The following is a 12,705-nucleotide window of genomic DNA, read 5'->3' as shown; positions in this document are numbered from 1 at the left end:
GCAGCGTCTCTGGTCTACACCACCTGTGGTGTAGACCTGTTGTAGCACGATGAAGGCGGCGTAAGGAACCCGTGATTCCGCGACCGCGGCGCTACACGCCGTGGCCCTTCGGACCCGGCGGTGACACGCCCTCAGACCTTGGTGACGTCCTCCGCCTCCTCCGCCGGCTCCCGCCCCGGTGTCCGCAGGTCGAACCGGGTGATCGCGACGCGGAAGACGACGTAGTACACCACCGCCAGGCACAGGCCGATCGGGATGACCGCCCAGGGTCTCGTCGCCAGGTTCCAGTTGATCACGTAGTCGATCAGCCCCGCCGAGAAGCTGAACCCGTCGTGCACCCCCAGCGCCCAGGTCACCGCCATCGACACCCCGGTGAGCACGGCGTGCACGGCGTACAGCGCGGGCGCCACGAACAGGAACGAGTACTCCAGCGGTTCGGTGATGCCGGTCACGAACGAGGTCAGCGCCACCGACAGCATCAGACCGCCGGTCTCCTTGCGCCGCTCCGGCCGCGCGCAGTGCGTGATGGCCAGCGCGGCGGCCGGCAGCGCGAACATCATGACCGGGAAGAAGCCCGAGGTGAACTGGCCGGCGCCCGGGTCGCCCTGGAGGAACATGTTGATGTCGCCGTGGACCACCGTGCCGTCGGGCTTGGTGTAGCTGCCGAACTGGAACCAGATCGGCACGTTCAGGAACTGGTGCAGGCCCACCACCAGCAGCGCCCGGTTGGCGACCCCGAACACGCCCGAGCCCCAGGCGCCCGCGTCCCGCAGCCACCCGCTGAAGCCCTCCAGGGCGCCCCCGACGGCCGGCCAGACCAGCAGGCACACGACGGCGAACACGATCGCCGTGAACGCCATGATGATCGGCACCAGCCGGCGGCCGTTGAAGAAGCCCAGCCAGTCCACCAGGCGGGTGCGGTGGTAGCGGGCCCAGAAGAAGGCCGTCAGCAGCCCCATGATGATGCCGCCGAAGACGCCCGGGTTCTGGTAGGTGAACGCGGACACCGTGCCGCCGGCCGCCTGGCAACCCGTCACCACCACCTTCGCGCCCGCCGGACACGCCTCGGGGAACTGCCGCAGCACGCCGTAGTAGACGAGGAAACCGGCCACCGCCGCGAGCGCGGTCGAACCGTCCGCCTTCTTCGCCATGCCGATCGCCACGCCCACGCAGAACAGCAGCGGCAGCCCGAGCTGTCCGTCCAGCAGCGCGCCGCCCGCCCCGCTCATCACCTTGGAGACGTCCGTCCAGCCCAGGCCGTCCGCGCCGAACAGGTCCGGCTGGCCCAGCCGGTTCAGGATGCCCGCCGCCGGCAGCACGGCGATGGGCAGCTGGAGGCTGCGGCCCATCTTCTGCAGACCCTGGAACAGGCCGTTCCAGCGGGCCCGGACGGGACCGGCCGTACTCTCGGCGCTCATGGGTTTGGCGACCCTCCCCACGGTGGTGTAGACCAGTCGGCGGACGGTTCCGCTGTTGTGATCGCCATCATTGGGCACGGACGGCATGACCGCTCGCAAAGATGGGCCAACTGTGGGTTACTGCGACAAAGCGGTTCGGAGCAGGGAGAAGGAACATGGCCAGCAAGGCTGAGAAGATCGTCGCCGGGCTCGGTGGCATCGACAACATCGAGGAGATCGAGGGCTGCATCACCCGGCTGCGCACCGAGGTGTCCGACCCGAGCCTGGTCGACGAGGCCGCCCTGAAGGCCGCCGGCGCCCACGGCGTGGTGAAGATGGGCACCGCCATCCAGGTCGTCATCGGCACCGACGCCGACCCGATCGCCGCGGAGATCGAAGACATGATGTGAGCCGGACCGGTTCACCCTGAAGGGGCTCCTCCCGACGCGGGGGGAGCCCCTTCGTCCGCTACGGCTAGGCTCGGCGCATGTCTCGCATCGACGGCCGTACGCCCGAACAGCTCCGCCCGGTCACCATCGAACGCGGCTGGAGCAAGCACGCCGAGGGTTCCGTCCTCATCTCCTTCGGCGACACCAAGGTCTTCTGCACCGCCTCCGTCACCGAGGGGGTCCCGCGCTGGCGCAAGGGCAGCGGCGAGGGCTGGGTCACCGCGGAGTACTCCATGCTGCCCCGCGCCACCAACACCCGCGGCGACCGCGAGTCCGTCAAGGGCAGGATCGGCGGCCGCACCCATGAGATCTCCCGGCTCATCGGCCGCTCCCTGCGCGCCGTCATCGACTACAAGGCGCTCGGCGAGAACACCATCGTCCTCGACTGCGACGTCCTCCAGGCCGACGGCGGCACCCGCACGGCGGCGATCACCGGCGCCTACGTGGCGCTGGCCGACGCCGTCGCCTGGGCCCGGGGCAAGAAGCTGGTCAAGGCCGGCCGGCAGCCGCTCACCGGCACCGTCAGCGCCGTCTCCGTCGGCATCGTGGGCGGCGTCCCGCTGCTCGACCTCTGCTACGAGGAGGACGTGCGCGCCGACACGGACATGAACGTCGTCTGCACCGGCGACGGCCGTTTCGTCGAGGTCCAGGGCACCGCCGAGGCCGAGCCCTTCGCCCGCGACGAACTGAACGCCCTGCTCGACCTCGCCGTCGGCGGCTGCACCGAGCTGGCCGCGATCCAGCGGGCGGCGCTGGAGACGGCGCGGGCCTGACGAACCGGCGCGGGCCTGACGAACCGGCGCGGACCCGCCGGCGACTCACCGGGTTCCGCCTGCAACTCACCGGGTCCCGCGGGCAACCCGTCGGGTCCCGGTGGCGTCCCTGTGGGTACGGGCGCACGGCTTCACCCCCGCGCGCCCGGCCAGCCGTCCCAGGGGAGGGGAACCCGCCATGCCCGCCAGCCGACGCCCACGCCGGGGCCGGATCGCCGTCGTCGCCGCCACCATGGCCGCCGTCGCGCTCACCGCCGGCCTGACCACCGGCTGCGACGCCGTCGACAAGGCACTGGACTGCGTACAGACCGCCGACGCCATCGCCGACAGCGTCACCGACCTCCAGCAGGCCGTGGAGAACGCCGCGAACGACCCCTCCCAGGCCGACGCCTCGCTCGACTCCATCGAGAAGAACCTGCGCGCCATCGGCGACAAGACCGACGACGCCGACGTCGACAAGGCCGTGGACGATCTCGGCAAGGCCGTGGACAACGTCCGTACGGCGATCAGGAACGGGGACGGGACACCGGATGTGAGCCCGGTGACGGACGCGGCCGGGGAACTGACGAAGGTGTGCACGTCCTAGCTGTGCACGTCCCGGCTGTGCGCGTCCTGGCACGCCGGCGGTCTACGACACCGTCTTCTCCGCGTACATCCTGGCGATGACCGCCTCGATGTCCGGCTCCCGCACCGACAGGTCCACCAGCGGATAGCGGGCCGCCAGCTGCGCGACCAGCGGCGCCGCCGATTGCCCCGCCGGGAACGCCAGCCACTGCCGCGGCCCCTCCACCCGCACCACCCGGGCCGACGGCACCTCGACCGGCGGCAGCTCCCGCTCCAGGTCCACCACCAGCGTCCGCTCGCTCTCCCCGGCCTCGCGCAGTCCGGCGAGCGGGCCGTCGTACACCAGCCGGCCGTGGTCGATCACCATCACCCGGGAGCACAACTGCTCGATGTCCTGGAGATCGTGGGTGGTGAGCAGCACGGTCGTGCCGCGCTCTGCGTTCACCTCCCGCAGGAACTCCCGCACCCTGGCCTTCGACACCACGTCCAGGCCGATCGTCGGCTCGTCCAGGTACAGCACGTCCGGATCGTGCAGCAGGGCTGCCGCGATGTCCCCGCGCATCCGCTGCCCCAGCGACAGCTGCCGCACCGGCACGTCCAACAGGGCGCCCAGGTCCAGCAGTTCCACCAGCCGGTCCAGGTTCCGGCGGTAACGGGCGTTTGGGATGCGGTACATGCGGTGCGCCAGCCGGTAGGAGTCGATCAGCGGCAGGTCCCACCACAGCGTGGTCCGCTGCCCGAACACCACCCCGATCCGGTGCGCCAGGCGCGTGCGCTCCCGCGCCGGGTCGATGCCCGCCACCCGCAGCCGCCCGGCGCTCGGCGTCAGGATCCCGGTCAGCATCTTGATGGTGGTCGACTTCCCGGCCCCGTTCGGCCCGATGTACCCGACCATCTCCCCGCGGGCCACGGTGAACGACAGCGAGTCCACCGCCCGCACCTCGTGCCGCTCCCGCCGCAGGAACCCGGTCTTGCGGCGTACCCGGAAGACCTTCTCGACGTTCTCCAGCGTGATGAAGTCGCCCACGTCAGCTCCCTGTGCTGCGATACGAACGAAGTCCCGCCCGCCAGGCGAGCCCTGCGAGCGCACAGCACGCCACCGCCACCAGCGGCGAGGCGAACGCGGTCCACCGCGGCAGGCCCAGCGGATACGGCCGGCCCAGCACGTAGGTGGCGGGCAGCCAGTTGACGAAGGCGAGCGGCAGCACGAACGTCACCCCGCGCACCAGCTCCTTCGCGAACACCGTCGGCGGGTACTGGAGCAGCGTCGTCCCGCCGTAGGTGAAGGCGTTCTGCACCTCCGAGGCGTCCTGCGCCACGAACTGGAAGGCGGCCCCCGCCACGAACACCGCGCAGAAGATCCCGCAGCCGCTCGCCACCATCACCGGCATCAGCAGCAGCCGGTCCGCCGTCCAGTCGATGTCCACCCGGGTCAGCGACCAGCCCAGCACCAGCGCGCCCTGCGTCACCCGGCCCAGCCGTCTGAGGGCGAACCGGTCGGCCGCCATCTGCGCCAGCACCGGTGCCGGGCGCACCAGCAGCGTGTCCAGCGTGCCGTCCCGTACCCGCCGGCCCAGCCGCTCCATCGACCCGATCAGCAGGTCCGCCAGGCCGAAGGAGGTCGCGGACAGCCCGTACAGGAACGCCACCTCGGGCAGCGGATAGCCGCCGAGCGCGTCCACCCGGGAGAACATCAGCATGATCGCGACGAAGTCGAGGAAGGTCGCCGCGAAGTTGCCGAGCGTGGTCATGGCGAAGGACGCGCGGTAGGCCATGGTGGACCGCACCCACATCGCCGCGATCAGCCGGTACGCCCGGACACCCTCGGCCAGGGACCGGGCCCGCCCCTCAGCCACCCTGCACCACCACCCGGCGCGTGGCCGCCGACTGCGCCAGCCGCCCGGCACCCAGCAGGACGACCGCCCAGGCGCCCTGGAACAGATAGGTGGACAGCGGGTCGGCGTGCCCCAGCAGGATGTCCGCCGGGGCTTGCAGCAGCGAGGACCAGGGCAGCACCCGGACGACCTCGCCGAGCGCGCCCGGGAACACGTTCAGCGGCAGCAGCATGCCCGAGCAGAAGACGCCGAGCAGCCACGCCATCTGCGTCACCCCGGCGCCGTCCAGCAGCCAGAACGCGCTCAGCGCCACCAGGTACCGGATGCCGAAACCCACCAGCATCGCGAGGAGGACGGCCACCAGGAACGCCGCCCAGGTGCCCGCGTCGGCCGGCAGCGCCACCGGGAAGCACAGCGCGCCGAACACGAACGGTACGACGCCCCGGCCCAGCAACTGGAAGAACGCCCGGCCCAGATCCGCCGCCAGCCACCACAACTGGAGGTCGGCCGGCCGGTACAGGTCGATCGCCACGTCCCCGGTGCGGATCCGCTCCATCAACTCGTCCTCGACCCCGCCGCCCCCGATCGCCAGCGTCGACAGGAAGGCCTGCCCGAGCCAGACGTAGGTCACCGCCTGTGCCTGGTCGTAGCCGCCGAGATGGGGCCGCTCGTCCCACAGCGCCTGGTAGGTGTAGACGAGAATGAGGCCGAAGACGGTGTTCGTGAACACCCCTGCCGCAGTGGCGGCACGATAGGTCGCGTACCGTCGGAACCCCCCTGCCGCGACAGCCGCGTACAACCGTCCCGCGCCCACGCCAGTCGACCTCCTCGGACCACTCGACACCGAAGCGCAGGAGCCTAGTCCGGTGACCCGGCGGTCGGCCACGTGTTTTCCGCCGGAACCGTGCCGGAATCCGGGAACGGAACGCCAGGTGCGAGAGTCTTCAAGCAGGGGGAGCGCAGAAGCGTACGAGGCGTACGGGAACGTACGACGCGAAACAGGAGTCCGTGCACGACATGAGCGACGAGCCGCAGCCGCAGCAGCCGAACGAAGGCGTGGCGCCGGAAAAGCCGCTGCCGGCTGAAGGGCCCGGGAAGCCGGGGGGCCACGAGGAGAAGGCCGCCGAACAGCACACCGGCCGGCCTCGACGCCCCGAGGGGGCGCGCGGGGCCGGTGACACCGAGGACACCGGACGGCAGCGCGCCGGCCGGGCCGGCGGTGTCCGGGGCGCTGGGGGCATCGGTGGTGCCGGGAACACCGGCGGCACCGGTGGTGCCGAGGGTGCCCGCAGGGCGCCGGGCGCGCCGGACCGCGACGACTTCGGCCGGGAGCGCTTCGGGCGGCCGGGCGGACGGTCCGCCGACGGCGCCGGGGCCGCGGGCCGGACGGACCAGGACCGGACCGCGTCCGTGGCGCGCGCCCGGCAGGCGGCGCGCGACGCCCGCGCGGACCACAAGGGGGGCACGGACTCCGCCGACGGGGCCGGCGCCCCGAAGGCGGGCGGACCGGCCGGTGCCGGGCGGGCCCAGTCGCCCGAGAGCACCCAGATCCTCCGGCGCGTCACCCCGCCCGGGTCCGCCGAGGGGCCCGCGTCCGCGGAGCGCTCCGGCGGGAACCCGGGCCGCGAGACCCGGCCCGGCCAGGACACCGCCGGGCCAGGGGGCGACAAGCGGCCTGCCGGCGCGGCGGGCGATGCCGGCCGTGGCGGTGAGCAGGGTGCCGGCCGGGCGGGCGGTGTCGCACGAGGTGCCGGGAGTGCCGGAGGTGCCGGGGCCGGGCAGGCGCCCGAGACCACCCAGGTGCTCCGGCGGATCGGCGCGCCCCGCGCGGGCGAGCCGGGCGCACCCGGTACGAAGGCCCCCTCCTCCTCCCCGGCGGAGCCGGGCGCCGGTGCGCCCCGCCGCGCCGACGGCAAGCGTTCCGCGCAGACCCCCAACGCCCAGGGCACCCGGCCCACCGGCCCCACGTCCGCCGGTGCCGGAGCAGGTGCGGGTGCTCAGGGCGGCAGGCCCACCGGTGCCACACCGGCGGCCGGTACGACGAGCACCACCGGTGCCTCCTCACCGGCCGCCGCCCGCGCCGCCCGGGCCGCCCGGACGACAGGCGCCGTGGGAGCAGCCGGAGCAGTTGGATCCGCCGGATCTGCATCCGCGTCGGCGTCCGCAGCCGGTGCCGGTGCCGGTGCTCCCGGGGCCAAGGCCCGCGGCCCCAAGGCCACCCGTGGCGTACCCGGCCCCCGTACGGAAACCGCGTCCCCCTCCGCGGGCACCCCGGGCACCCCGGGCACACCGGCCACTCCGGACTCCCCGGATGCTCCCGAAGCCGAGACCACCGTGCTCGCCGCCGCCGACGGGGACGCGCCCACGGGGAAGAAGGCGAAGAACTCCAAGAAGGGCAAGCGGCCCAAGCGGACCGGCTGGCGGCGGCTCCTGCCGACCTGGCGCATGGTGCTCGGCACCTGCCTCGTCGGCGTGCTGCTGATCATCGGCGTGTTCTTCATCGGCTACTCCCTGGTGAAGATCCCGCCGGCCAACGCGTTCGCGACCAAGCAGGCGAACGTCTACCTCTACGCCGACGGCTCCCAGATCGCCCGCGACACACGCGACAGCCAGGTCAACCGCGAGAACGTCAGCCTCGCCAAGATCTCGAAGGCCGCGCAGCACGCCATCCTGGCCGCCGAGGACCGCGACTTCTACTCCGAGTCCGCCGTCGATCCCAAGGCGATGGTTCGCGCCGCTTGGAACACCGCGACCGGCAAGGGCAAGCAGTCCGGCTCGACCATCACCCAGCAGTACGTGAAGAACTACTACCTGGCCCAGGAGCAGACGGTCACCCGCAAGGCCAAGGAGTTCTTCATCTCGATCAAGCTGGACCGCGAGAAGTCCAAGGACGAGATCCTTGAGGGCTACCTCAACACCAGCTACTTCGGTCGCAGCGCCTACGGCATCCAGGCCGCCGCCCAGGCGTACTACGGCCGTGACGCCGCCGACCTCGACCCGGCCCGCGCCGCCTACCTCGCCGCGCTCGTCAACGCGCCGAGCGAGTACGACGTCGTGGCGCACCCGGAGAACCGGAACGCGGCCGTCGCCCGCTGGAACTACGTCCTGGACGGCATGGTCAAGAAGGGCTGGCTCAGCCAGGCCGAGCGCACCGGCATGAAGTTCCCCATGCCCAAGGAGCAGATCCTCTCCACGGGTCTGTCCGGACAGCGCGGCTATCTCGTAGAGGCGGTCAGGCAGTACCTGATCACCAACAAGGTCATCACGGCCGAAGAGCTGGAGGCCGGCGGCTACCGCATCACCACCACCATCCAGAAGGACCGGCAGGACGCGTTCGTCAAGGCCGTCGACGACCAGCTGATGAGCAAGCTGGACAAGAAGAACAACAAGGTCGACACCTACGTCCGGGCCGGCGGCGCTTCCGTCGACCCCAAGACCGGCGAGGTCGTCGCGCTGTACGGCGGTATCGACTACGTGAAGCAGTACACCAACGGCGCGACCCGCGGTGACTTCCAGGTCGGCTCGACGTTCAAGCCGTTCGTGTTCACCTCCGCCGTGGAGAACGGGTCCACCACCCAGGACGGCCGCACCATCACCCCGAACACGGTCTACGACGGCACCAACCGGCGTCCCGTCCAGGGCTGGAGCGGCGGCGCCTACGGCCCCGAGAACGAGGACCAGCGGTCGTACGGCCCGATCACCGTCCGCAAGGCCACCGACCTGTCGGTGAACTCGGTGTACGCGCAGATGGCAGTCGACGTCGGGCCCGCCAAGGTCAAGCAGACCGCGGTCGACCTCGGTCTGCCCTCCGACACCCCGGACCTCCAGCCGTACCCGTCCATCGCCCTCGGTACCGCCACCGCCAGCGTCCTGGACATGGCCGAGGCCTACGCCACCCTCGCCAACCACGGCAAGCACGGCACGTACAGCCTGGTCAAGACGATCACCAAGAACGGCCGGGAGGAGATCAAGCTGCCCGAGCGGAACGTGAAGCAGGCCGTCAGCCGGGAGGCCGCCGACACCACCACCTCGGTGCTGCGCAGCGTGGTCGAGAGCGGTACCGCCACCGCCGCGCAGGCCGCGGGCCGTCCGGCCGTCGGCAAGACCGGCACCGCCGAGAGCGACACCGCCGCGTGGTTCGCCGGCTACACCCCCGAGCTGGCCACGGTGGTCGCGGTGATGGGCCAGGACCCGGTGACGGCCAAGCACCAGCCGCTGTACGGCGCGCTCGGCCAGGCCCGTATCAACGGTGGCGGCGCGCCCACCGAGATCTGGGCGCAGTACACGCGGGACGCGCTGGAGGGCGAGCCGGTCAAGGACTTCGACCTGCGGCTCCAGCAGGGCGCCGACCGGATCCAGGAGCCCCCGGCCACCTCGGGCACGGCCGAGCCCGGCACGGACGGCGGCCAGGACACCGGCGGCACCGCCACCGACGGCGGCCAGGACACCGGCGGCCCGTCCGCCACCCCGACGGCCGGCGCCACCACGGGCACGCCCGCCGACGGTGGCCAGACCACCGGCGGCGGGGCCCCCGCGACCGGCGGCACGGCCACCGGCGGCACGCCCACCACCGGCGGGACCACGACGACGACCGGCGGCGGACCGGCCACGGACGGCGGCGGCACCGCCACCACCGGCGGCGGCACCCCCGGCGGCGGTACGGCCACCGGGGGCGGCACGCCGGGCGGGGGCACCGACGCGGGCGGCACCACCGCCACGGACGGGGGCGCCGGGGGCGGCCCCGGCCTCTGACGCGCCGGAGCCACCGGCGGCTCAGTGACCGCCGGTGGCCTTCAGGCCGACGACGGCGACCAGCAGCAGGCACACGAAGAAGATCCGGGCGGCGGTGACCGGCTCACCCAGTACGACCATGCCGAGCACCGCCGCACCGGCCGCGCCGATGCCCACCCAGACGCCGTAGGCGGTACCGATGGGCAGGGACTTCGCGGCGTAGGACAGCAGGACCATGCTGGCGACGATGCCGGCGCCGGTGAACAGGCTCGGGACCAGGCGGGTGAAACCCTCGGTGTACTTCATCCCGATCGACCAGGCGACTTCCAGCAGACCGGCGACGACGAGCAGGATCCAGGCCATGACGGCACCTCCGAGACAGTGACTCTTCTTGGGGGTGCGTCGTCTTTGCCTTGGACCCGGTACGGCGCGTCTCGTCGGGTTCCCTCCACGCTAGCAAGTGCACGGCAAAGAGGGCCGGTGACGATGGTCACCGGCCCTCTCGCTTCCGCGTGCTACAGGTACAGCCCCGTGGAGTCCTCCGACCCCTCGAAGCGGTCCGCGGCGACGGCGTGCAGGTCACGCTCGCGCATGAGGACGTAGGCCACGCCCCGCACCTCGACCTCCGCCCGGTCCTCCGGGTCGAACAGCACCCGGTCGCCGGGCTCCACCGTCCGGACGTTCTGGCCGACCGCGACGACCTCGGCCCAGGCCAGCCGCCGCCCGACCGCAGCGGTGGCGGGAATCAGAATGCCGCCCCCCGACCGCCGCTCGCCCTCACCGGTCTCCTGCCGCACGAGAACCCGGTCGTGCAGCATCCGGATGGGCAGCTTGTCGTGGTGGGGAGTGCTCTGCTCGTTTCTGTTGGCGCTCACGCGTCGAACCTACCTGTTCCCGGTCAGTCCCTGCGCCGCCGGGCCCCCAGGGCGAGCAGCCCCACGACCCCCACGACGACCATCGCCACGGGCACCACCCGCTCCAGGCGGGGCGCCCCCTCCTCGTCCGTGAACCGCGCCCTTACCTCGCTGACGACGCGATTGACCTGCACGTACGCCCGGCCGACCGTGTGATCGACGTTCGCGACGACCTTGGCCTTCGCATCCCCGACGATGGTCTTCGGATGCACCCGCACCCCGATCTCGTCGAGCGTCTCGGCCAGCACTTCACGGCGGCGCCTGATGTCCGCCTCGATCTGCGCCGGGGTTCTGGTGTCCGACGTGTCCGCCACCGTACGGCCTCCGAAGTCTGCCGAAATCTGCTGCTGCTTTGACGAACAGTCTGTCAGCTCATGGCCGCACCGCACCGCAAGGGCCCCCGGTTACGCTAGTCCGATGAGCGAGCGACTCCAGCCCGGGGACGTTGCCCCCGCCTTCACCCTCCCCGACGCCGACGGCAACGAGGTGTCCCTTTCGGACCACAAGGGCCGCAAGGTCATCGTCTACTTCTACCCGGCCGCCCTGACCCCCGGCTGCACCAAGCAGGCCTGCGACTTCACCGACAACCTGGAGGTCCTGGCCTCCGCCGGCTACGACGTCATCGGCATCTCGCCGGACAAGCCGGAGAAACTCGCGAAGTTCCGCGACCAGGAGTCCCTGAGGGTCACCCTGCTGGCCGACCCCGACAAGCGCGTCCTGGAGGCGTACGGCGCCTTCGGCGAGAAGAAGCTCTACGGCAAGACGGTCGTCGGCGTCATCCGCTCCACGGTGGTCGTGGACGAGGACGGCAAGGTCGAACGGGCCCTGTACAACGTCAAGGCCACCGGCCACGTAGCCAAGATCATCAAGGATCTGGGCATCTGACGACCGCGGGCACTGCCCGGCCGCTAGCATGGCCGGGCAGCACCAGGCGGCCGTGGTGGAATTGGCAGTCACGCTGGGTTTAGGTCCCAGTGGGGTAACTCCCGTGAGGGTTCGAGTCCCTCCGGCCGCACCAGAGATCAGCCCAGCAGCTCCCGCACCACGGGGACGAGGGCACGGAACGCCTTCCCCCGGTGGCTGATGGCGTTCTTCTCCTCGGGGCTCAGCTCCGCGCACGTCCGCGTCTCGCCCTCCGGCTGGAGGATCGGGTCGTAGCCGAAGCCGTTCGTGCCCGCCGGGGCGTGCCGCAGCGTGCCGCGCAGTTGTCCCTCCACCACCCGCTCGGTGCCGTCCGGCAGCGCCAGGGCCGCCGCGCAGGCGAAGTGGGCCCCGCGGTGCTCCTCGGCGATGTCGGAGAGCTGGGCGAGCAGCAGCCTGAGGTTGGCCTCGTCGTCGCCGTGCCGGCCGGACCAGCGGGCGGAGAAGATGCCGGGGGCGCCGCCCAGCACGTCCACGCACAGCCCGGAGTCGTCGGCGACGGCCGGCAGCCCGGTGGCCCGGGCCAGGGCGTGCGCCTTGAGCAGGGCGTTCTCGGCGAAGGTGACGCCGGTTTCCTTGACGTCGGGGACCTCGGGGAAGGCGTCGGCGCCGACCAGTTCGTGCGGCAGTCCGGCCTCGGCGAGGATCGCCCTCAGCTCGGTGATCTTTCCGGCGTTGCGGGTGGCGAGGATCAAGCGGGTCATGCCCGACAGTATTCCTCCCCGCCCGGCTCCGGTCGTGCTTGCCCCGCTCCGGCTGTGCCTGCCCGGCTCCGGCTGTGCCTGCCCGGCTCCGGCTGTGCCTGCCCGGCTCCGGTCGTGCTTGCCCGGCTCCGGCTGTGCCTGCCCGGCTCCGGCTGTGCTTGCCCGGCTCCGGTCGTGCCTGCCCGGCTCCGGCTGTGCCTGCCCGGCTCCGGCTGTGCTTGCCCGGCTCCGGTCGTGCCTGCCCGGCTCCGGCTGTGCCTGCCCGGCTCCGGTCGTGCCTGCCCGGCTCCGGCCGTCTTGCCCGGCTCCGGCCGTCTTGCCCGGCTCCGGCCGTTCCTGCCCGGCCCCGGTCGTGCTTGCCCGGCTCCGGCTGTGCCTGCCCGGCTCCGGCTGTGCCTGCCCGGCTCCGGCTGTGCC

Annotated in this window: 13 protein-coding genes, 1 tRNA gene and 1 riboswitch; of the genes, 6 read left to right on the top strand and 8 right to left on the bottom strand. The window is 72.2% G+C overall.

The window, feature by feature from the left end; genetic code table 11:
- Window positions 1–131: 131 nt before the first annotated feature.
- On the bottom strand, window positions 132–1,418 hold the full coding sequence (locus ABD350_RS34295; protein ID WP_344352994.1) for a PTS transporter subunit EIIC: 1,287 nt from the start codon (window positions 1,416–1,418) through the stop codon (window positions 132–134).
- 155 nt (window positions 1,419–1,573) lie between these two features.
- Between ABD350_RS34295 and ABD350_RS34290 the strand changes: the two genes are divergently transcribed.
- The 3 genes from ABD350_RS34290 to ABD350_RS34280 all read left to right on the top strand — a co-directional run bounded on the left by ABD350_RS34290 (window position 1,574) and on the right by ABD350_RS34280 (window position 3,205).
- Entirely contained in the window at window positions 1,574–1,807 is a 234-nt protein-coding gene (locus ABD350_RS34290; RefSeq protein WP_030782705.1) for a PTS sugar transporter subunit IIB, read from the top strand.
- Window positions 1,808–1,884: 77 nt separating this feature from the next.
- Window positions 1,885–2,619, top strand: coding sequence for a ribonuclease PH (gene rph / locus ABD350_RS34285; RefSeq protein WP_344352993.1), 735 nt, complete (start codon window positions 1,885–1,887; stop codon window positions 2,617–2,619).
- A 178-nt stretch (window positions 2,620–2,797) separates the two neighbouring features.
- A complete protein-coding gene (locus ABD350_RS34280; protein WP_344352992.1) occupies window positions 2,798–3,205 on the top strand; it encodes a hypothetical protein in 408 nt (135 codons plus the stop codon).
- Between the two features lie 42 nt (window positions 3,206–3,247).
- Here ABD350_RS34280 and ABD350_RS34275 read toward each other — a convergent pair whose 3' ends face one another.
- Genes ABD350_RS34275 through ABD350_RS34265 form a run of 3 tightly spaced genes read right to left on the bottom strand, consistent with a single transcriptional unit; the run spans window position 3,248 to window position 5,832 of the window.
- Window positions 3,248–4,231: an ABC transporter ATP-binding protein gene (locus tag ABD350_RS34275; protein ID WP_382467094.1), complete on the bottom strand. Its 984-nt coding sequence runs from the start codon at window positions 4,229–4,231 to the stop codon at window positions 3,248–3,250.
- The gene (locus tag ABD350_RS34270) at window positions 4,212–5,039 is read right to left on the bottom strand and encodes an ABC transporter permease (protein ID WP_344352990.1); all 828 of its coding nucleotides are present in this window, start codon (window positions 5,037–5,039) and stop codon (window positions 4,212–4,214) included. The genes ABD350_RS34275 and ABD350_RS34270 overlap by 20 nt, the downstream gene beginning before the upstream one ends.
- Entirely contained in the window at window positions 5,032–5,832 is an 801-nt protein-coding gene (locus ABD350_RS34265) for an ABC transporter permease (protein WP_344352989.1), read from the bottom strand. The genes ABD350_RS34270 and ABD350_RS34265 overlap by 8 nt, the downstream gene beginning before the upstream one ends.
- A gap of 1,520 nt (window positions 5,833–7,352) precedes the next feature.
- On the opposite strand from ABD350_RS34265, the gene ABD350_RS34260 reads away from it, so the two are divergent.
- Window positions 7,353–9,770, top strand: a complete 2,418-nt coding sequence (locus ABD350_RS34260) for a transglycosylase domain-containing protein (RefSeq protein WP_344353083.1) — start codon at window positions 7,353–7,355, stop codon at window positions 9,768–9,770.
- Between the two features lie 21 nt (window positions 9,771–9,791).
- Here the strand turns inward: ABD350_RS34260 and sugE are convergent, their stop codons facing one another.
- The 3 genes from sugE to ABD350_RS34245 form a co-directional block, all read right to left on the bottom strand.
- Window positions 9,792–10,112, bottom strand: a complete 321-nt coding sequence (sugE, locus tag ABD350_RS34255) for a quaternary ammonium compound efflux SMR transporter SugE (protein WP_344352988.1) — start codon at window positions 10,110–10,112, stop codon at window positions 9,792–9,794.
- 33 nt (window positions 10,113–10,145) lie between these two features.
- A riboswitch (guanidine-III (ykkC-III) riboswitch) is annotated at window positions 10,146–10,215 on the bottom strand.
- A gap of 49 nt (window positions 10,216–10,264) precedes the next feature.
- Window positions 10,265–10,624, bottom strand: coding sequence for a GroES family chaperonin (locus ABD350_RS34250; protein ID WP_030610388.1), 360 nt, complete (start codon window positions 10,622–10,624; stop codon window positions 10,265–10,267).
- Between the two features lie 23 nt (window positions 10,625–10,647).
- Window positions 10,648–10,977 carry a DUF3618 domain-containing protein gene (locus ABD350_RS34245; protein WP_344352987.1) on the bottom strand — a complete coding sequence of 110 codons (330 nt, stop codon included), beginning with the start codon at window positions 10,975–10,977 and terminating at the stop codon, window positions 10,648–10,650.
- A 103-nt stretch (window positions 10,978–11,080) separates the two neighbouring features.
- Here ABD350_RS34245 and bcp point away from each other — a divergent pair, with 103 nt between their 5' ends.
- Together bcp and ABD350_RS34235 are read left to right on the top strand one after the other, a co-directional pair.
- Window positions 11,081–11,548 carry a thioredoxin-dependent thiol peroxidase gene (gene bcp, locus ABD350_RS34240; RefSeq protein WP_344352986.1) on the top strand — a complete coding sequence of 156 codons (468 nt, stop codon included), beginning with the start codon at window positions 11,081–11,083 and terminating at the stop codon, window positions 11,546–11,548.
- Window positions 11,549–11,594: 46 nt separating this feature from the next.
- Window positions 11,595–11,681 (top strand) — tRNA-Leu (locus ABD350_RS34235).
- A gap of 4 nt (window positions 11,682–11,685) precedes the next feature.
- Here the strand turns inward: ABD350_RS34235 and rdgB are convergent.
- Window positions 11,686–12,288 (bottom strand): RdgB/HAM1 family non-canonical purine NTP pyrophosphatase, encoded by a 603-nt coding sequence (rdgB, locus tag ABD350_RS34230; protein ID WP_344352985.1) that lies wholly within the window; start codon window positions 12,286–12,288, stop codon window positions 11,686–11,688.
- Window positions 12,289–12,705 lie beyond the last annotated feature (417 nt).

Source organism: Streptomyces nogalater (assembly GCF_039532885.1).
Taxonomy (GTDB): domain Bacteria; phylum Actinomycetota; class Actinomycetes; order Streptomycetales; family Streptomycetaceae; genus Streptomyces; species Streptomyces nogalater.
The sequence above is the reverse complement of the archived record's forward strand: the minus strand, read 5'-3'. Positions and strand labels throughout refer to the sequence as shown.